This is a genomic window from Microbacterium sp. NPDC060117, assembly GCF_042729315.1.
Classification (GTDB): domain Bacteria; phylum Actinomycetota; class Actinomycetes; order Actinomycetales; family Microbacteriaceae; genus Microbacterium.
Genome location: NZ_JBHWXR010000002.1, coordinates 1079418 through 1098364, shown reverse-complemented (window position 1 = coordinate 1098364; position 18947 = coordinate 1079418). Strand labels below are relative to the sequence as shown.

Genomic DNA, 18947 nt, shown 5'->3' with positions numbered 1-18947 from the left:
TCAGCGCCCGGGGATGACCGGGATCGCGGCGAGCAGCCGCCTGGTGTAGTCCTGTTCGGGGTGGTGCAGCACGTGTGTGGTGCGGCCGTGCTCGACGATGCGGCCGTCCTTCATCACGGCGACGTCGTCGCACAGGTTCTGCACCACGCCGATGTCGTGCGAGACGAGCACGAGGGTCATGCCGTCGCTGCTGAGCTCGCGGAGCAGATCGAGGATCTGCGCGCGCACGGTGACGTCCAGCGCCGACAGCGGCTCATCGCCGATGAGGATCCGCGGTCGGTGCACGATGGCCCGGGCCAGGGCCACGCGCTGACGCTGGCCCCCGGAGAACTCGTGCGGGTGGCGCGCCGCCGTCTCAGGAGCCAGTCCGACGCGGTCGAGCACCTCGGCGACCATGGCACGGTGATCGCCGTCGATGTCGAGCGCGCGCAGCGGCTCCGAGACGATCCGCCCGACCGACTGGCGCGGATCCAGCGAGGCGTACGGATCCTGGAACACCAGTCCCGTCTCGCGCCGCAGCCAGTGCAGCGCTCGCGCCGACGCCGACGCGTCCACCGGCCGTCCGTCGACGTGCACAGTGCCGGAGGTCGGGCGATCGAGCCCCAGCAGCAGCCGGATCAGCGTGGACTTGCCGGATCCGGATTCGCCGATGATGCCGAGTGCGCTGCCCGGGGCGACATCGAGGTCCACATCGTCCAGGGCGATCGTGCGCGCGCGGCGGACGAACGGCTCCTTCCGCGCGGCGAGGTATTCGCGTCGCAGTCCGCGTGCGCGGATCAGCGGCTCATCGTGTCGAGAGCCCGGCACATCGTCCGGCGTGGAGATCGCGTCGCTCATCCGTCCTCCTCTCCGCGCCACAGCGTCGCCGTCGCGTCGCGCAGCAGTCCCTGCGTGATCGGCGACGCCGGCGCGGTCAGCAGGGTCTCGAGCGGTCCGGACTCGACGACCCGGCCGTCGGCCAGCACGACCGCGTGCGTGGCGACCTGCGCGAGCACGGCGAGGTCGTGCGTGATGAACACGAGCGACATCCCGTCCGACTCCACGAGCGACAGCAGGAGCGCCAGCACACCGGCCTGGATGGTGACGTCCAGGGCGGTCGTCGGCTCGTCCGCGATGAGCAGGCGCGGGCGGGCGGCGAGGGCGATCGCGATCGCCGCGCGCTGGCGCTGGCCGCCGCTCAGCTGATGCGGGTAGCGGTCCACGATGCGCTCAGGATCCGGCAGCGCGACGCGGGCCGCCTCTGCGATCGCGCGGATCCTGGCCGTGCGCCGGTCGATGCGCTCGTGGATGCGGATCGTCTCGGCGATCTGACGGCCGATCGAGCGGATCGGGTTGAGGGCCGTGCGCGGCTCCTGGAAGACCATGCCGATCTCGTCCCCGCGGATCCCGGCGAGCTCGCGGTCAGGCAGGTTCAGGATCTCCCGGCCGTTCCAGAGCACGCTGCCGGAGGCGGCGGCGCCGTCGGGCAGCAGCCCCATGATGGCGAGCGCCGTGAGGGACTTGCCGGATCCGGATTCGCCGATGAGCCCCAGGCGCCCGCCGTCCGGCACGGCGAACGACACGCCGTCCACGACCCTGCGGCCGTCGATCTCGACGACGAGATCGGTCACCACGAGGCTCATGCGGTCACCTCCGGCAGGCGCGGTCGGCCGGCGCGGGCCCGATTCGACGGGCGTCGGCCGGTCCGCAGCGTGGGGTCCGTCGCGTCGCGCAGCGCGTCGCCGAGCAGGTTGAACGCGAGCACGGTGATCGTGATCGCAAGTCCGGGCCACACCACGGTCAACGGGTGGATCTGGATGTAGCGCTGCAGGTCGGCCAGCAGGACGCCCCAGGACGGGTCGACCACGGAGGCTCCGAAGCCGAGGTACGACAATCCCGCCTCGGCGAGCACCGCCGTTGCCATGGCCCAGCTCAGCTGCACGATGAAGACGGGGGCGATGTTGGGCAGCAGATGCTGCACGAGGTTCTGCAACGGGGTCAGACCGGAGGCGCGACCGGCCACCACGAAGTCGCTGTGCTGCACGCGTCGCAGCTCCGGGCGGGTGACCCGGGCGACGTTGACGCCGAAGCCGATCCCGACGGCCCAGACCACGACCCAGAGCGATCCGCCGTGCACCGTGGAGATCAGCATCGCGATGATCAGCACGGGGAATGCGATGAGCACATCGACGAGCACGGCCACGGTCTCGCGGAGCCAGCGCGCGGTGAGCGCGCCGAGCGCACCCAGCGCGAGACCGATCAGGGTGGCGATCAGCCCGGCGCCGATCGCCACCAGCACGGTCGTGCGGGATCCGGCCATGATCAGGCTCAGGATGTCGCGGCCGGTGAGATCCGTGCCGAGCAGATGCGGCCAGCTCGGGGCCAGCCAGCGGGAGGCGACATCGGTGGCGCGCGGGTCGAACGGCGTCCAGAGCAGCGAGACACCGGCGGTGACGAGGATCGCGCCGACGACGATGAGACCGAACAGGCCCGCAGCGGAGGAGCGGAGTCGGCGCAGGGCGATCATTCGTCGGCCTCCCGTTGCCGGGGGTCGAGCGCACGGTGCACGAGGTCGACCACGAAGCCGATGATGAGCACCATCCCGGTGAGCACGAGCAGCTCGCCCTGCACCTTGACGAGGTCGCGTGTGCCCACGTCGGCGACGAGCATGCGGCCGATCCCCGGCAGCGTGAACAGCTGCTCGACCACGACGGATCCGACGATGATGCCCGCCACCTGGATGCCGAGCACGGTGATGATGGACAGTCCGACCGCGGGCAGTCCGTGCTGGAGCAGTGCGCGATTGCGGGTGAGGCCCTTCGCCGCGGCGGTGCGCACGAAGTCCTGCGACGCCGCCTGCAGGGTCGCGCTGCGCACGAAGCGCAGCAGCAGGGCCCCTTCGATGGCGCCGATCGTGAGCGCGGGAAGGATGAGCGCCTGCAGCGCCGCGCCCGGATCCGCCCAGCCGCCGCGGGGGAAGCCCTGCGCGGGCAGCCAGCGCAGCCACACGGCGAAGACCACGACGAGCATCATCCCCGCCCAGACGACGGGGACGGCGGCCACCGCCTGCGCGGCCGTGTTCAGCGCCGTACCGGCGGCCCGCCCGCGCAGCAGGGCCGATCCGATGCCGAGGGGCACGGCGATGATGATGGCGACCAGCAGCGACAGCGTCGCGAGCGGCACGGTCACCTGGGCTTTCTGCGCGAGTTCGGCCGCGACGGAGGCGCCGTTCAGCTGCGACGTGCCGAGGTCGCCGTGCAGCACGCCCCCGATCCAGCCGAGGTACTGCAGCACGAGCGGCTGATCGAGTCCCAGGGCGGTGCGGATCGCGTCGACCTGCGCCGGCGTCGCCTTGTCCCCGGCGAGCAGCTGTGCCACGTCACCGGGGAAGACCCGCAGGGCGAGGAAGATCAACGCGCTCGCGACGAGGAGCCCCGCGATGAGCAGGGCCCCCCGGGTGAGCGCGTATCTGAGCACAGGGCTGAGGCTACTTGGCGACGGTGACGCCGCGCAGGTCCAGCCGCGAGTTGATCGAGTCCTTCGGGAAGCCGTTCACCCCGGGACGCACCGCGGTCAGCGTCTGATCCTCGTACAGCCAGTCAGCGGCGGCGTCCTTGGCGACGATCTCGGCGGCCTGGGAGAGCAGGTCGGCGGACTTCTTCGCGTCCAGCTCGGTCTGCGACTGGGCGTAGAGCTTCTGCACCTCGGGGTTGTTGTACCCGAAGTAGTAGTCCGGGTTGGCGAAGTTGCCGAAGTCCCGAGGCTCGACGTGCAGCACGAAGCTGAGGTCGTAGTCGTGCTTCGTGAAGACGGTGTCCAGCCATGCCGGGAACTCGACGGAGTTCACCTTCAGGGTTACGCCCACCTTCTTGAAGTCGCTCGTGAGCAGCTGGGGAACCGTGCTGCCGTAGAAGGAGGGGATCGTGAGGGTGAGCGCGAGGTTCTCCTGCCCCGCTTCCTTGAGCAGGGCCTTGGCCTTCTCCGGGTCGTAGGGCGCCGTGCTGGACAGATCCTGGTAGCCGGGGTCGAGCTGGGGGATGGGACCGTACAGGGTCGTTCCGACGCCGCGCGCCTCGATGAGCGCCTTGTGGTCGATCGCCAGCCGTAGCGCCTCGCGGACGCGCTGGTCGTTCAGCGGCGCCTTGGCGTTGTTGAACGCGAGGGTGCCCTTGTCGGTGGTCCGGCCCTTGGTGATGGCGAAGGTGCCGCTCTTGTCCAGCTGCGGCGCGAGGTTGGCGTCGACCGCCGTGAGCACGTCCAGCGTGCCGCTCTGCGCGGCGTTCACACCGGCGGTGAAATCGGGGATGTAGTCGAAGACGACGCTCTTCACGCCCGCCTTCGTGCCCCAGTAGGTGTCGTTGCGCGCGAAGGAGAGCGAGTCGCCCTTCTTCCACTGCGTGAGCGTGAACGGCCCTGTGCCGTTCTCGGCGGCCTGCAGATCCGTCGCGTCGCCCTTCTGGAACACCAGCCCGGCGGAGCCGGTGAGGCTGAACAGGAAGTTCTGACTGGGCTGCGTGAGTGTGATGACGACGGTCTTGTCGTCCTTCGCCTCGATCGACGCGACGCCGGCGAGGTCGGCGTGGCCCTGGACGGTCTTGTCGTCCTTGGCGGTCTGCAGCGACCAGGCGACGTCGGCCGAGGTGAGCTTCGCACCGTTGTGGAACGTGATGCCGTCGTTCAGCACGAAGGTGTAGGTCAGGCCGTCGGACGAGACGTCGTGGCTCTTCGCGAGCCGGTCGATGATCTTGTTGTCCTGCGTGCGGCTGACCAGGCCCTCGTAGATGTTGTCGACGAGCACCTGCTCGAGTGCGGCGCCGCTGGTGTGGCGGATGTCGAGGCTCGACGGTTCGAGCACGAGGCCCACGGTGAGGGTCGCGTTCGCGTCGACGGCTCCCGCCGTGCTGCTGCCCGCGGGTGCGGGGGAGCCGGTGCAGGCGGACAGCATGAGTGCGGCGGCCGTCAGGCCGGTGAGCAGGGCGACGGCGGCGCGGCGCGGTGCGCGGTGTCGGCGCGAGGCGAGGGCAGCGCGGGTGCGGTGCATGCGGGGGATCCTCTCGGGCGATGCTGTGGGTGCTGTGCGGGTCGTGCGGTGTGCGGTCGAGCCTAGGGGCGGGCCTCACCGCGCGGTGTGGCCGGTGAGACGCGACGTCACATTCCGGGGGATCCGGTCCCGTCCGGGGTGTCGACGACGGTGCGGATGATCTCGGCGAGGGCCGCGGGAGCCGTCTCCTGCAGGTTGTGGCTTCCGTCGAGGCGAAGGACGCGGGCGCCGGGGACACGTGCTCCGAATTCCTGTTCGGCGTCCTCCGAGACGAACCCGTGCGTGGCGCGGACAAGAGTGAGCGGAGCCTCGACGGCGTCGAGATCCGCCCAGCCGTGCTCGCCGAGGATCGTCCGTGCCGATGCGGCGGGCCCGGCGGAAGCCGGTCCGACGGGCGACGCGTCCAGCAGCCGAGCCGCGATGTGCGCGAAGTGGTGCTTCCACTCCACCCGGCCATCGGGGCGGACGCGCGTGTTCAGGAAGACGCCGCGAGCGGTGTCCTCGCGCGATCCGCCGAACCCGAACTGCTGCGCACGGTCCACCAGTTCGTCGCGGCTGGCGGCGTCGACCACGCGGTAGAACTCGCGCAGAGCGGCGGGTCCGACGCTCTGGTCGACGCCCGGGGTGATGTCGACCACGATGAGCTCGCGCACGAGCTCAGGGGCGCCGGCGGCGACCGCCGCCGCGGTGAGTCCGCCCAGGGACTGGCCGACGAGCACCTGCGGGCGATCCGTCCACGCGCGCAGCGCTGCGATCACATCATCGGCGAGGGTGCGGCCGGTGTAGTCGGCATCGTCGCGCCACGAGGAGTCGCCGTGGCCCGCGAGATCGATCGCCAGGGCCGGCCGGCCCAGCGTGAGCACGGTGGTGTCCCACGTGTGCGCGTTCAGACCCGCGCCATGCAGCAGCGTGACCTCGACCGGTTCGTCGCCGTAGCGGAGCGCGCTCAGCGTGCGTCCGTCGTCGAGGGACAGGTTCACGCGCTCGACGAGCGGGACGGAGGTGCCGAGGGCGCGTGCCTGCCCGGCGAGGAAGGAGAACTCGGTGGTCTCTTCAGGTGCGACGTGGGACACGCCCTCATTGTGCTCCTGCGCGGGCCTCAGTGCGAAATGAGAGATCGTTGTGTGAACTCGAATGGCAAGATGATTTGGCATAGTCAGTGCCATCTCCTTGTCAGGGGTAGCAGATCGATCTGCGCCCGGTGTCCGGAACCGGCAGAAGGCCTCCGCGTCCCCTCAGAACGCGTTCAGTCCCGTGAGAGCCCGGCCGATCACCAGCTGGTGGATCTCGTCGGTTCCCTCGTAGGTGCGCACCGACTCCAGGTTGGCGGCATGCCTCATCACGGGATAGGCGTTCGTGATGCCGTCGCCTGCCAGGATCGTCCGCGCCTGATGCGCGATCTCGAGCGCCTCGCGCACGCTGTTCAGCTTGCCGACGGAGATCTGCGCAGCAGTGAGGGCGCCGCGCTCCTTGAGACGCCCGAGGTGCAGGGCGAGCAGCACGCCCTTCTCGACCTCGACGAGCATGTCGGCGAGCTTGGCCTGCGTGAGCTGGTTGGCGCCGATCGGCTTGCCGAACACCTCGCGGCTCGTGGAGCGCTCCAGCGCCGCCTCGAGGCAGCTGCGTGCCGCGCCCATCGCGCCCCAGATGATGCCGTAGCGCGCCTCGTTCAGGCACCCGAAGGGGCCGGAGAGTCCCTCGGCGCCGGGAAGGATCGCATCGGCGGGGAGCCGGACCGCTTCGAGCGTGACGTCGCACTGCACGGACGCTCGCATCGACAGCTTGCCCGTGATCGGCGTCGCCGTGAAGCCCGACGTCGTGGTCGGCACGAGGAAGCCCCGCACCGCCCGTCCGCCTTCGCCGAACGCCGGATCGTCCACGCGCGCCCAGACCACGGCGACGTCGGCGAGCGAGGCGAGCCCGATCCAGCGCTTGGCTCCGTCGATCACCCAGCCGTCGCCCTCGCGGCGTGCCGTGGTCGTCATGGCGGCGGGGTCGCTGCCGCCATGCGGTTCGGTGAGGGCGAAGCAGCCGACGGCCTCGCCTGCGGCCATGCGCGGCAGCCAGGCCTGCTTCTGCTCCTCGGAGCCGTACTTCGCGATCGCGCTCATCGCCAGCGATCCCTGCACCGAGACGAAGGTGCGCCAGCCGCTGTCGGCCGCCTCGAGTTCGAGGCAGGCCAGGCCGTACGAGACGGCGCCCGCGCCCGCGCAACCGTAGCCGGTCAGATGCATGCCGAGGAATCCCTCCGCGCCGAGCTCGGCGATGAGCTCGCGGCGGAAGTGCGCGTTCTCGAAATCCTCCTCGATGATCGGCAGGATCCGGTCCTGGGCGAACGCCCGCGCGCGCTGCTGCCAGTCGCGCTCCACCGGTGTGAGCAGGGCGTCGAGGTCGAACACGGCGTCGATGCGGGGGGCGGTCGTCATCTCAGGGCCTTTCGGTGCGCCAGGCGGCGGGGGCGGAGTCGTTCAGGGCGGGCGGGGGAGTGCGATAGGCGGCGGGGGCGTCGCCGAGCCGGATCGGGTTCGCGATCGTGCGGGAGGCGCCGAGGTCGACCACAGGGTCGAGCCCCAGGCCGTCGGCGAACGCGATCGCCTCCGCCACGTCGTGCACGAGGCCGGCGGGGATCCCCGCCGCGCGGAACCGCTCGACCCAGTCCGCCGCATCGGCGCGCGCGAGCTCGTGCTCGAGCAGAGCGGTGAGCGCGTCGCGATGGGCGACCCGGTCGGTGTTGCGGAGGAAGCGCGGATCGGTCGCGAGCGGGCGCTGTCCCAGCGCCTCGGCCAGTGCGCGGAACTGCTTGTCGTTGCCGACGGCGATCACCAGGTCCCGGTCCGCGGCGCGGAACAGGGCGTAGGGGGCGATCGACGGATGCTCGTTGCCCAGGCGTCGCGGCGGGATCCCGGTGGCCAGCGTCGAGGCCGCCTGGTTCGTCAGCGCCGAGAGCAGACTCTGCAGCAGGTTGATCTCGACGCGCTGTCCGCGGCCGGTGCGGTCGCGTTCGCGCAGGGCCAGCAGGATGCCGGCCACCGCGTTCTGCCCGCACAGCACGTCGACGAGCGCGACCCCGGCCTTCGCTGCGGATCCCTCCGGCTCCCCGGTGATCGACATCAGCCCGCCGACGGCCTGCACGAGCAGGTCGTAACCCGCGAGCGAGGCGCCCGCGCCGGTGCCGAATCCCGTGATGGAGCAGTACACGATGCCGGGATTGACGGCGCGGACGGCGTCGAAGCCGAGCCCGAAGCGCTCCATCACGCCGGGACGGAAGTTCTCGATCAGGACATCGGCGGTGCCGGCGAGACGCAGGGCCTGGTCGCGATCGGAATCACGGGTCAGATCGAGCGCGACGGAGCGCTTGTTGCGATTGACGCTGCCGAAGTAGGTGGCCGTGCCATCGGCGTCGATGGGCGGATGCCAGTGCCGCGTGTCGTCGCCGCTCGGCGATTCGATCTTCAGCACGTCGGCGCCGAAGTCCGCGAGGGCCATGGTCGCGTACGGTCCCGCGAGCACCCGGGAGAAGTCCGCCACGCGGACGTCGTCGAGGACGCCGCGCCGCCCGGTCTCCCCGCTCATCGTCAGCCCCTTCGCCGCCCGTCACGCATCGCTCCATCCTACGGACGCTCGCGCTCCCCGCCCGCTCCGCGGCCTGTGTCGGAGCCGTGCGCTCCGGGACCCGGCACCGCGGACACGCCCTAGGCTGGAGGAGACGGTGACCGCGAACGGTGAGGAGGCGCACATGATCCTGCTCGACGTGCCGGGCATCACGAATCTGCGCGACGTCGGCGGCATGCCGGCCGGCGCTTCCCGCATTCGCGAGGGGGTGCTGTTCCGCTCCGGGAACCTCGCCCACGTCGGCCCCGAGGCGCACTCGTTCCTCACCGAGCAGGTCGCGCGCGTCGTCGATCTCCGCGACGACAGCGAGGCGAGTGCCGAGCCGTGTGCGCTGCCCGGACTGCGCATCGACCGCGTCCCGCTCTTCGCCGGTTCCGTCGCCTCGTTCCTGATGGGAGACGTCAGCCTCACCGGTCTGTACCGGCACATCGTCGAGGACGGCGCGGATCGCATCGTCCAGGTGATCCGGATCCTGTCCGAGGGGGAGCCGACGCTGGTGCACTGCACCCTCGGCAAGGATCGCACCGGCGTCAGCGTCGCGCTCGCGCTCGCCGCCGTCGGCGCGGATCGCGAGGCGATCGTGGACGACTATGCGCTGACCGCCTCGCAGCTTCCGGAATCACGTAACAGGGCGATCGCGAAGTGGCTCGAGGAGCGACTGCCGATCGCCCACGATGCGATCGCGGTGGCCACCCAGTCGCCGGCGCCGGTGATGCGCGACCTCCTGAAGAGCATCGACGAGCGACACGGCTCGGCAGCGGACTACCTGCTCGGGGCAGGACTGCGCCGGGCCGAGCTGGACGCTCTGGGGGCCGCTCTGGTCGGCTGACGAGCAACGGTGCTCGGTGGAGAAACCGGAGGTAGGTTAGGCAACCCTTCATCCGGTGATATCGTGGAGGCATCATGACCACTGCGATCCGCACCACCGCGCGCGCCGAGCGCCGTGCCACGCGCCGCTCCGCGAAGGCTCAGCACCTGATCGTCGCCGACGAGGGGTCCCTGGCCGAGCTGGAGGCGACGCTGGCGACGCTGCCGCTGTGCGCGACCGGTCGCGTGTTCGTCGAGGTCCCCGACGCGGAGTCGATCTCCACGGTCACGGTCCCGCCGCGGATGACCGTCACCTGGCTGCCGCGCGCCTCGCGGTCGGGCGCTCCCGGCTCGGGCCGGCGCTGCGCGCACGGCACCGCCGCGGCGCGCGCCGCGATCGCCTGGTCCGACGAGATGCTGTGCGACGGCGCGGAGGAGCACACCACGGTGACGCTGCTCGGCGGCTTCCTCGGCACGGCGGACATCGCGGAGCACCTCACGGAGCGGCTGGGCATGGATCCCGAGCGGATCACGGCACCGGAGCGCTTCGGGCTGCTCTGAGACGAAACGCCGCTCGCGGATCACCCCCGCGGCAGGTAGTGCCCGTCCTCGAGCCCGGCTTCGATCTCGAAGCGGTTGCGCAGCGGATCCCGTCCCGCGAACAGGTACAGGAACGGCATCAGAAGGCCGTAACGCAGCCACTGCTGCTTGTGCACGGCTTCATGCCGGAGGACGCGGTCGTCGGGCACCGCGTCGCCGGTGAGGTAACAGCCCGCGACGCAGACGCCGCCGCGTGCGAAGGTCCACTCCGGCATGCCTCGGAAGATCCACAGCCCTTCGCGGCGCTCGACCTCGCCCGTGCTCCACAGTCCGCCCCAGATCCAGCCGACGGCCATGCCCCAGGCATAGCCGAGGCGGCTGATCGGGGAGCGCAGCAGAACGGACGGCAGACGCAGGTCGCGTCGTCGGGAGCGCTCCAGGATCTCGGCGGCCTCGGCCTTGATCGCGGCGATGCGGGCGCTGTCGCCCGCCGTCACGCGAGGGCGCCGATCAGGCGCAGGATCGCGCCCAGGTCCTGCACGGCGTCACCGGGGGAGCGCGGGGCGAAGCCGGCGATGGTCGCCCCCGCCAGCGGCAGCCGCTCGCGCAGCGCCTTCACGGCGCTGACGACATCGGTGGTGCGCAGGCCGAACGGCACCGCGGAGGAGACCCCGGCGAGCTCGGACGGATCCAGCACGTCGACGTCGATGTGCACGTACACGCGCGACGCCCCTGTGGCAGCCACGGCCTCCGCGAGCGCCTGGGCGTCCTCGACCTCGTCGAGGCGGACGATCCCGGATCCTGCGAGGTACTCGCTCTCGGCGTCGTCCTCCGACCGCGCGCCCACGAGCACGGTGCGCTCGGGGGTGAGGCCCGCGGGGCCGTCGATCGGGAACGATTCGTGGCCGAGCAGTGCGCGCAGGGCCATGCCGGCGTAGGCGCCGGAGACCGAGGACTCCGGGGTGTGCAGATCGGGGTGCGCGTCGAACCAGACGATCGCGACGTCGTGCAGTGCGCCCGGGAGGGCGGCGACCGCGGCCACGCTGACGCCGCAGTCACCGCCCACCACGAGCGTGGGCTCGGCATGCGCCGTGATCGCTTGCTCGATGAGCTCCCTCGTGCGGCGCAGGCTGCTGAGCCTGTGCACGCCCGTACCCTCGGCGTCTCCGGCCTCGAGCGGGATCTCCAGCACCGTCGTGCGTGCGCTGGGGAGGTCGCCGGCGATCGCCGACGCCCCCTCGGTGAGCAGCATCGCCCGCGGGGCAGGGGAGCCCTGCCACTGCGGGACGACGAGGAAGCGGGTCATCTCAGCCCTCGAGAGCTTCCTGGGGCTTGGTCGATCCGGCCTTCAGCTCCGCGAGACGGGCCTCGACCTCGGTCAGCTGGCCGATGTCCTCGAGGCTCTCGAACTGGGCGTCCAGGCTGGACGCGGCGAGCTCCGCCTTGCCCTGGGCCAGTGCCTCCTGGCGGCGGACCTTGTCCTCGAACCGACCCAGCTCGCTGGTGGGGTCGAGCACGTTGATCGACGAGACGGCGTCCTGCACCTTGGTCTGCGCCTCGGCGACCTTGGCGCGGGCGAGCAGCTCGCTGCGCTTGTTCTTCAGCTCGACGAGCTTGTCCTTCATGCCGTTCAGGCCGGTCTTGAGCTTGTCGACGATCTCGGTCTGGGCAGCGATCTGCGGCTCGGCCGTCTTCGCCTCCTGCTCGGAGCTGATCTGACGCTGCAGGGCGACCTTGGCGAGGTTGTCGAACTTGTCGGCGTCAGCGGTGTTGCCGGATCCGCGCAGCTCGTCGGCCTTGCGGCTGGCGGCGAGGGCCTTGTTGCCCCACTCCGCGGCGGACTGCACGTCCTCCTGGTGGTCGCGCTCGAGCAGGCGCAGGTTGCCGATGGTCTCGGCGATGGCCGACTCGGCGTCCGCGACGTTGTTGGTGTAGTCGCGGACGAGCTGGTCGATCATCTTCTGCGGGTCCTCCGCGGAATCGATGAGGGCGTTGACGTTGGCCTTCACCAGGGTGGAGATGCGGCCGAAGATGGACTGCTTGGTCATGGGATGTCCTTTCCAGATTTCCGGTCGATGGGGTCGTGCACGTCAGGAGAAGTCGAGTGTCCGGGCATGTCAGAAGCGGCCGCCCGATCCGCCGCGGCTGCCGCCGCCGAAGCTGGAGGGGCTGAATCCGCCGCCTCCGCCGCCGCTGGAGCGCCAGCCACCGCCTCCGCCGCCCCAGCCTCCGCTGCTCCGGCCGCTTCCGCCACCGGACAGGATGCCGCCGATGATGCCGCCGAGGATCGCGTCGCCCATACCGCTGCGGCTTCCGCCGCCTCCGCCGCCCCAGCCGCCTCCGCCGTCGCTCCACGAGTCGATGGAGCCCGCGGCGAGCTGGGTGGCTTCGCGGGCGAGGGCGATCGCCCGCTGCGCGTGCTGCAGTGCGGCGTTCGGATCCGCGACGCGCGCGGCCTCGGCCTGGTCGTACTCCGCGGAGGCCTGCGCCGCCCTGGTACGCGCATCGGGGCCGATCGCCCCGCGGTGCGTGGTGATGTAGCTGTTCGCCGTCGAGATCTCCGCGCGGGCCTGCGTGAGCGTCTGCTCCAGCACCTGCTGGGCGCGCTCGGCCTGCTGCTGGGCATTGCGGATCGCGTCCACGGTGCTGTCGATGCGGGTGTTGGCCGCCGTCAGCGACTCCAGCACCGCCTGCGGGCGTCGTCCGGTGCCGGTGGCGTCGGTGCGGGCCTGATCCAGCGCGGTGCGAGTGGCCGCGACGGCGGCGTTCAGCTCAGGGGACGCGGGAAGCGCTGCCGCACCCGCAAGGTCCTGCTCGAGATTCGCGATGAGCGCCTGCGACTGCGATTCGGTCGCGGCGAGGTCGGTCTGCAGCGTCGTGATCGCTGCTGCCAGCTGCGAGGCCTGCAGCACGCCCTCCTCGCCGGTGCGGATCGCGAACGCGGCCTCACCGCGCTTCCCCTGCGCGATGAGCTCGCCCGCCTGGGCGATGTTCGCATCGGCGAGTTCGAGGCGGCTCGCGGCCTCCGCCGGATTGCCGGAGACCGTCTGCAGTGCCAGTGGGTCATAGACCGCTGCGAGCGCCTGCAGGGCAGCGGGGGCGGCGGCGACGACAGCGGCCGCCGTTTCGCGATGGCTCTTCAACTGGGCGAGGGCCTGCTCCGCGTTCTGCTCCAGCTTGCGGAGCTCATCGAACGCCGCCACATTCGCGTCCAGCGCGTTGTCGGCCGACTCGCACAGCCGGATGATCTGCAGGTGCCAGTCGCGACGCTGCTGGTCGGAGTCGGGAATCTCGTCGTCGAGCTGCTGCTTGAGGGAGAACGCCTCATCGAGCTTGGCCTTCGCCTTCGCGACCACCTCGGTGAACGCGCTCGTCGCGGTGTCGCCGAACTGCGCGGTCGCGAACCCGAGATCCTCGGTGGAAGACGTGATCGCGTCGTCGGTGTGCACGAGGGCGAGTCCGGCGCGCTTGGCCAGCTCCTCGTCGCTGATGGCGTCGAGGGGGTCGCCGACCGGATCGGTCGATGCCGACTTCACCCTGGCGGCAGCGCGGCGACGCATCACCACGAGCACGATGATCGCGGCGACGATCGCGAGGACGCAGAGGACGATCAGCAGGATCCCGCCGAGATCGGCTCCCGAGGATCCGGATCCCTGGAAGCCGTCGATCGCGGTGCCGACGGCGGCGGCCCAGTCCTCCGTGCGCAGATCGTTCACGAGCGACCGGGAGATCTGGTCCACCTGCGTCAGCGGGATCGGACCCGCCTTGTCCGCGGACAGGTAGTACTGCCGTGACTGCGTCGCGATCGCGAGGAGGTACTGCTGCTGGCCGAGACCGTTGTCCACGGCGACCTGATTGGTCCACTCCTGACTGTTGTCCGGGTTGGAGAAGGTGTCGACGAACACCACGAACAGCTGGATGTTCTGCGACTTGCTGAGCTCCTCGAGCCGGCCGTTCAGGGCCTCGGTCTCGGAGGATCCCAGCGCGCCCACCTGATCGGTGATGAACTCCGAACCGAGCGTCACCGGTGCGGTGGCCGGGGCGGACACCGTCGTGTCGGTGCTCGCGAGTGCCGGCGCGGATCCGAGCGACATGCCGAGCACGCCCAGGACCACACCGACGACGACAGCCCAGCGCGCGCGCATCTTCGCTCCTCCCGGGGTCCGGCAGGCCCCACGAGCGAGTCTAGGGCGTGTCTCCTTTTGTTTCTCCTGCTCGAACGCTCTCCCCTCGCGTGTGCGTCCGCCCGAGAGGAGAGCGGACGCGTCGGTAGGCTGGGGGCGATGGATGACAGGTACGGATCCGATGTGCTCGCCCAGGGCTGGCGGGAACGCGGCGCGAAGGTCGCCGTGGACGTCCCGGCGGAGAAGGATCTCGTGGTCGAGGTCGCGGTGGACGGGTTCTGCGGTGCCGTCACCAGGATCGAGGGCGGCCAAGTCGAGCTCGAGGACTACCGGGGGCGTCGCAGGCTGTTCCCGATGGGCGCGGGCTTCATGATCGACGGCGAGCCCGTGCGGCTCGTGCACCCTGCTCGGGCGGGGACGGCGCGGGGCGCGGCGAAGCGCACCGCCTCGGGATCCTTCGCGGTCGACGATCCCCGTGCGCGCACCGCGCTGCCGAGCCGGATCCTCGTGGAGGGCCGGCACGACGCCGAGCTCGTGGAGAAGGTCTGGGGCGACGATCTGCGCGCCGAGGGCGTCGTCGTGGAGTACCTGCAGGGAGTCGACCTGCTGGAGGAGCTGCTGGCCGCCGCACCGCCGCGGCGCGACCGTCGCTACGGCGTGCTCGTGGATCACCTCGTGCCCGGCTCGAAGGAGACCCGCATCGTGGAGCAGATCATGCGCGGCCCGCACGGCGCGCACCTGCGCATCGTCGGGCACCCCTACATCGATGTCTGGCAGTGCGTGACGCCCACCGCGATGGGCATCCGAGCCTGGCCTCGGATCCCGCGCGGCACGGAATGGAAGGCCGGGATCTGCCGCGCCTTCGGCTGGCCGGCCGATTCGCAGGCCGACATCGCGCACGCCTGGAAGCGCATCCTTTCTCGCGTGAGCAGCTACCGGGATCTGGAACCGTCGCTGCTCGGCCGGGTCGAGGAGCTCATCGACTTCGTGACGGAGCCGGTCACGGGGCCGGCCTCCGGCGGTGGACGATGAGCGGGCGCTCTGCCCGCGGCGCAGGACGGGCCGGTGTGACACCGGACGGCGGATACCCTGGAGGGATGCCCGAACCCCGCACCTTCCGTGACGAGCCGGTCTCGTTCGTCCGCCGCAGCGGCCGCATGTCCGAGGCGCAGGAGCGGGCGTTCGCCGAGCTCGCCGGGTTCTACGTGCTCGACGTGCCCCGCGACGTCGCCTGGACCTCCGTGCATCCCGAGGCGCGGCTCGACCCCGCCGCGGCTTACGGACGGCAGGCTCCGCTGACGGTGGAGATCGGCTCGGGCCAGGGGCACGCCATCGTGTCCGCTGCCGCGGCGCACCCCGAGCGGGACTTCCTCGCGGTCGAGGTGTTCCGGGCGGGGCTGGCCCGCACGATGCTCGACGCCGAGCGCGAGGGCGTGCGCAATCTGCGGCTGATCGAGGCGAACGCGCCGGAGGTTCTCGCCACCTACCTTCCCGCGGGCTCGGCCGACGAGGCATGGATCTTCTTCCCCGACCCCTGGCACAAGAAGCGGCACACCAAGCGCCGCCTCGTGCGACCCGGCTTCGGCGCCACGGCGGGTGCGGCGCTGCGCGACGGCGGGCTGCTGCGCCTCGCCACGGACTGGGAGGACTACGCCCTGCAGATGCGCGAGGTCCTCGACGAGGCGCCCGAGTTCGAGCGCGCCTTCGAGGGGGAGTGGGCGGAGCGCTTCGACGGACGCGTGATGACCGCGTTCGAGCGCAAGGGCATCGCGAAGGGCCGCGACATCCGCGATCTGACCTACCGGCGGGTGCTGCGGGGCTGACCGGCCCGCCACGAGGGCGCGGCCCTTCGGAAGGTGTGCGTCCGGTCAGCCCATGCGGGACGCCGCGGAGCGGATGACCTCGGCGAGCTCACGGGCACGGCTCCACATCGGCCAGTGACCGGTCGGCAGGTCGACGACGTCGAGATGCTCGAGGTTCGCGACCTCGGCGAACATGGGGTGGCCCTCTCGCGCCAGGTCCAGAACCTGCGCGCTCGGGATCGAGCAGCACACCAGGGTGGTCGGGATCCTGGTGCGGGCGTCGTCCCGGAGTTCGACGGTCTGGCGGAGCACGGGGCCCGGCTCGGGAACGGCCCGCGCGCGGAAGCGATCGAGTGCCTCCGAGCTCAGCCCCTCGAGGCTCGCCTGCTGCGCGAGGACGTCGAACGGGGGGAGCGGAAGGTCGCGCACGTCCTGGGGAAGGTCGGGCGCGAATGCGCTCCCGGCGGCCACCGGACCGGAATCGACCCAGACCATGCGACGAACCAGCTCGGGATGCCGGTCCAGGACGAGGGTGACCGGGAGATTCGCTCCGCTGTGCGCCACGACGATCGCGGGCTCGCCTGCCGAGACGCCGTTTCGGGCGAGGGCGTCGAGGATCGCCACGACCTGGTCGTCGAGAGTCCTCGCGGCTCGCTGCGGATCGTCGGGGTCGAGGCCGGGCAGCGTCATCGCGACGGCACGCGCGCCGGCGGATTCCAGCGACGCGCGCACGTCGTCCCAGGCCCAGGCGCCCAGCCAGTGGCCGGGGATGAGAAGGATGGTGGGTTGGACCGTCGTCTGTGTCATGCCACCAGCCTCACCCGCGCTGTGGGCATCAGTGTGTCACTATTTATGTCATGAAATTTCCGGGAGTGGTGCTGTGAAGCGCGCAGAGCGGCTCCACGCCCTGTCCGAGATGCTGCGCCGCAGCGGATCCCGCGGCTGCTCCGCCGAGCGGCTGGCCCGAGAGTTCGGCGTGTCCGTGCGGACCGTCAAACGGGATCTCGCTGCGCTCGAGAGCAGCGGCGCTCCGATCTGGTCGCGTCCGGGGCCCGGCGGCGGCTATGGAATGGCCATCGGCGCATCCCTGCCGCCGGTCAGTCTGACTCCCGCGCAGGCAGTCGCGCTCATGGCGGCCGTGTCGGCGGCATCCGACGCCCCTTTCGCGGATCTGGCGGCCGCCGGGATCCGGAAGATCATGGATGTCCTCGACCCTCGAACCCGCGCACGGGCCGACGCGCTGGCCGATCGAGTCTGGGTGGATGCGCTGCCCGCGCCGTCACGTGCGATCAGGTCGGCGCTGGAGGAGGCGATGGCCGATCAGCGCGTGGTCCGCCTCCGCTACACGGCGGGCGACGGGACGACGACCGCAAGGGACGTCGAGCCCGTCCTGTTCGCGTCGACCAACGGCCAGTGGTACCTGGTCGGGTGGTGCCGACTGCGCGACGCGATGCGATGGTTCGCCGTGTCGCGCATCGAGCGGGCCAGCGTGACGACGACGCCGTGCGCCGGGCATGCCGTCGACGAGGTCGGAGAACCTCCTGCGACCGCCTTACCGGTGCGCGGACGTCTTCGGTAGCGCGCGCCTCTCGCATCGGCGTGCGACGCGGGGCAGAATCGGCGCATGCTCCTCATCCTCGGATCCGTGTTCGCCGCACTCGCCGCGCTCGTCCACGTCTACATCTTCGTGCTCGAGTCGGTGCGCTGGACGCATCCCTCGACCCGACGGATCTTCGGCACCTCGGCCGAGGACGCCCAGGTCACCAAGCCGCTCGCGTTCAATCAGGGCTTCTACAACCTGTTCCTCGCGGTGATCGCGGTGGCCGGCATCGTCGTCGCGCTCGCAGGATCCGCAGGTGCCGGGATCGCCCTCATGCTCGCCGGCACCGGGGCGATGCTCGCCGCGGCACTCGTGCTGATCCTGTCCGATTCCTCCAAGGCGCGCGCGGCGATCGTGCAGGGCCTGTTCCCGCTGGTCGCGGTCGTGCTGCTGGTCGTCGCGCTGATCTGAGCGCGCTCAGGCGATCGTGCCCAGCCCGGCGCGCATGGCGTCGAACATCGCGAACATCAGCCAGAACGACCAGCCCAAGCTGAGCAGGAGGCTCGCGGCGGTCGCCCCGAGGGCGATCCACATCGTCGCCGAGCCCGATCCGGCCTGGCGGCGCACCACGACCGCACGGCCGATCGGATACACCGGCGAGAGGAAGCTCCACGCCCAGTGGAAGCGCTTCGGGTAGCCCAGGCGGCCGAGCTGCACATAGTCGCGGTACCCGGCGACGATGGCGAGCGCGTAGAGCGCCCAGCCCAGAATCGTGCCGACCATCGACGCCGTCAGGATCCCGGGCATCATGTCGAACACGATGCCGAAGACCGCTCCCGGCGGCACTCTCGTCCCGGTGGCGGCCACGCTGCTCAGCTCGACGACGTGTCGTACATAGGTGAGCATCGGCCCCGTCATCAGCCACATCGTGACGGCCGAGACGGCGACCGCCGCGACCGTGGTCCAGGCGCTCACCCATCCCCATGCGGTGTAGACCGGCGTTCCGCGGGGGACGCGAGGCTGTTCCACGGCCGCGGGCGGCCAAGGGGACGGGGGAACGGAAGCGCTCATGTGGTCCTCATCGATCGGTCGGTTTCTCGCGACACTACCGGGATCCGGCGCGGTCGGAGAGGAGGCGTATCCGGTGCTAGGCTCGTTCGGTACGCCTCCGTAGCTCAGCGGATAGAGCGCCGGTTTCCGGTACCGTAGGTCGCAGGTTCGATTCCTGTCGGGGGCACATTCTCAGGCCCGGTCTCTTCGGAGGCCGGGCCTTCTTGCGTTCCCGCACGAAGGTAGGCGCCATAGAACTCCACGGGGTTGCGCTTCAGCAGGATCGCGATCGACTCGATGTCCTCAGCGAGGAACGCCGTGTCTCCCTTGACCCTGGCGCCGAGCGCCGTGTGGCTGGTTCCGATGGCGAGCGCCGCCGCCCGGACTGACCAACGGTCAGCCTTCAGCGCCTGGCGGACGAACTCAGCGCGCGCCGCGCGGATCTCATCGCG

Annotated in this window: 20 protein-coding genes and 1 tRNA gene; 7 read left to right on the top strand and 14 right to left on the bottom strand. The window is 70.9% G+C overall.

Annotated features, from left to right (window positions below; translation table 11 throughout):
- From ACFWCK_RS11540 to ACFWCK_RS11505, 8 genes are all read right to left on the bottom strand, one after another.
- A complete protein-coding gene (locus tag ACFWCK_RS11540) occupies positions 1 to 837 on the bottom strand; it encodes an ABC transporter ATP-binding protein (RefSeq protein WP_378805932.1) in 837 nt (278 codons plus the stop codon).
- Positions 834 to 1622, bottom strand: a complete 789-nt coding sequence (locus tag ACFWCK_RS11535) for an ABC transporter ATP-binding protein (RefSeq protein ID WP_233310646.1) — start codon at positions 1620 to 1622, stop codon at positions 834 to 836. Before ACFWCK_RS11535 ends, ACFWCK_RS11540 begins: the two co-directional genes overlap by 4 nt.
- Positions 1619 to 2506: an ABC transporter permease gene (locus tag ACFWCK_RS11530; RefSeq protein ID WP_233310647.1), complete on the bottom strand. Its 888-nt coding sequence runs from the start codon at positions 2504 to 2506 to the stop codon at positions 1619 to 1621. Before ACFWCK_RS11530 ends, ACFWCK_RS11535 begins: the two co-directional genes overlap by 4 nt.
- On the bottom strand, positions 2503 to 3456 hold the full coding sequence (locus tag ACFWCK_RS11525) for an ABC transporter permease (protein ID WP_378805931.1): 954 nt from the start codon (positions 3454 to 3456) through the stop codon (positions 2503 to 2505). The genes ACFWCK_RS11530 and ACFWCK_RS11525 overlap by 4 nt, the downstream gene beginning before the upstream one ends.
- 10 nt (positions 3457 to 3466) lie before the next feature.
- Entirely contained in the window at positions 3467 to 5020 is a 1554-nt protein-coding gene (locus ACFWCK_RS11520; protein WP_378805930.1) for an ABC transporter substrate-binding protein, read from the bottom strand.
- 107 nt (positions 5021 to 5127) lie between these two features.
- Positions 5128 to 6093 (bottom strand): alpha/beta fold hydrolase, encoded by a 966-nt coding sequence (locus ACFWCK_RS11515; protein ID WP_378805929.1) that lies wholly within the window; start codon positions 6091 to 6093, stop codon positions 5128 to 5130.
- A gap of 162 nt (positions 6094 to 6255) precedes the next feature.
- Positions 6256 to 7446 carry an acyl-CoA dehydrogenase family protein gene (locus ACFWCK_RS11510; RefSeq protein ID WP_378805928.1) on the bottom strand — a complete coding sequence of 397 codons (1191 nt, stop codon included), beginning with the start codon at positions 7444 to 7446 and terminating at the stop codon, positions 6256 to 6258.
- Between the two features lies 1 nt (position 7447).
- Positions 7448 to 8593 (bottom strand): CaiB/BaiF CoA transferase family protein, encoded by a 1146-nt coding sequence (locus ACFWCK_RS11505; RefSeq protein WP_378805927.1) that lies wholly within the window; start codon positions 8591 to 8593, stop codon positions 7448 to 7450.
- A gap of 136 nt (positions 8594 to 8729) precedes the next feature.
- On the opposite strand from ACFWCK_RS11505, the gene ACFWCK_RS11500 reads away from it, so the two are divergent.
- Positions 8730 to 9461: a tyrosine-protein phosphatase gene (locus ACFWCK_RS11500; RefSeq protein ID WP_233310653.1), complete on the top strand. Its 732-nt coding sequence runs from the start codon at positions 8730 to 8732 to the stop codon at positions 9459 to 9461.
- 74 nt (positions 9462 to 9535) lie between these two features.
- Positions 9536 to 10000, top strand: coding sequence for an SIP domain-containing protein (locus tag ACFWCK_RS11495; RefSeq protein ID WP_233310654.1), 465 nt, complete (start codon positions 9536 to 9538; stop codon positions 9998 to 10000).
- A gap of 20 nt (positions 10001 to 10020) precedes the next feature.
- Here the strand turns inward: ACFWCK_RS11495 and ACFWCK_RS11490 are convergent, their stop codons facing one another.
- The 4 genes from ACFWCK_RS11490 to ACFWCK_RS11475 all read right to left on the bottom strand — a co-directional run bounded on the left by ACFWCK_RS11490 (position 10021) and on the right by ACFWCK_RS11475 (position 14124).
- Positions 10021 to 10389, bottom strand: coding sequence for a Fe-S oxidoreductase (locus ACFWCK_RS11490; protein ID WP_378805981.1), 369 nt, complete (start codon positions 10387 to 10389; stop codon positions 10021 to 10023).
- 83 nt (positions 10390 to 10472) lie between these two features.
- Positions 10473 to 11285: an arginase family protein gene (locus ACFWCK_RS11485; RefSeq protein ID WP_378805926.1), complete on the bottom strand. Its 813-nt coding sequence runs from the start codon at positions 11283 to 11285 to the stop codon at positions 10473 to 10475.
- Position 11286: 1 nt separating this feature from the next.
- On the bottom strand, positions 11287 to 12027 hold the full coding sequence (locus tag ACFWCK_RS11480) for a PspA/IM30 family protein (RefSeq protein WP_233310656.1): 741 nt from the start codon (positions 12025 to 12027) through the stop codon (positions 11287 to 11289).
- 69 nt (positions 12028 to 12096) lie between these two features.
- A complete protein-coding gene (locus ACFWCK_RS11475; protein ID WP_378805925.1) occupies positions 12097 to 14124 on the bottom strand; it encodes a TPM domain-containing protein in 2028 nt (675 codons plus the stop codon).
- A gap of 138 nt (positions 14125 to 14262) precedes the next feature.
- On the opposite strand from ACFWCK_RS11475, the gene ACFWCK_RS11470 reads away from it, so the two are divergent.
- Both ACFWCK_RS11470 and trmB read left to right on the top strand, forming a co-directional pair.
- Complete coding sequence (locus tag ACFWCK_RS11470; RefSeq protein WP_233310658.1) at positions 14263 to 15135, top strand: DUF3097 domain-containing protein; 873 nt, start codon at positions 14263 to 14265, stop codon at positions 15133 to 15135.
- A 65-nt stretch (positions 15136 to 15200) separates the two neighbouring features.
- Positions 15201 to 15926, top strand: coding sequence for a tRNA (guanosine(46)-N7)-methyltransferase TrmB (gene trmB / locus ACFWCK_RS11465; protein ID WP_378805924.1), 726 nt, complete (start codon positions 15201 to 15203; stop codon positions 15924 to 15926).
- A 45-nt stretch (positions 15927 to 15971) separates the two neighbouring features.
- On the opposite strand, the gene ACFWCK_RS11460 is transcribed toward trmB, so the two are convergent.
- Positions 15972 to 16712 carry an alpha/beta fold hydrolase gene (locus tag ACFWCK_RS11460; RefSeq protein ID WP_378805923.1) on the bottom strand — a complete coding sequence of 247 codons (741 nt, stop codon included), beginning with the start codon at positions 16710 to 16712 and terminating at the stop codon, positions 15972 to 15974.
- A gap of 73 nt (positions 16713 to 16785) precedes the next feature.
- Here ACFWCK_RS11460 and ACFWCK_RS11455 point away from each other — a divergent pair, with 73 nt between their 5' ends.
- The gene (locus ACFWCK_RS11455; RefSeq protein WP_378805922.1) at positions 16786 to 17484 is read left to right on the top strand and encodes a helix-turn-helix transcriptional regulator; all 699 of its coding nucleotides are present in this window, start codon (positions 16786 to 16788) and stop codon (positions 17482 to 17484) included.
- Positions 17485 to 17529: 45 nt separating this feature from the next.
- Positions 17530 to 17916 (top strand): DUF1304 domain-containing protein, encoded by a 387-nt coding sequence (locus ACFWCK_RS11450; RefSeq protein WP_378805921.1) that lies wholly within the window; start codon positions 17530 to 17532, stop codon positions 17914 to 17916.
- A gap of 6 nt (positions 17917 to 17922) precedes the next feature.
- Here the strand turns inward: ACFWCK_RS11450 and ACFWCK_RS11445 are convergent, their stop codons facing one another.
- Positions 17923 to 18420 carry a hypothetical protein gene (locus ACFWCK_RS11445; RefSeq protein WP_378805920.1) on the bottom strand — a complete coding sequence of 166 codons (498 nt, stop codon included), beginning with the start codon at positions 18418 to 18420 and terminating at the stop codon, positions 17923 to 17925.
- Between the two features lie 189 nt (positions 18421 to 18609).
- Here ACFWCK_RS11445 and ACFWCK_RS11440 point away from each other — a divergent pair.
- Positions 18610 to 18682, top strand: a tRNA-Arg gene (locus tag ACFWCK_RS11440).
- Positions 18683 to 18947: the final 265 nt, after the last annotated feature.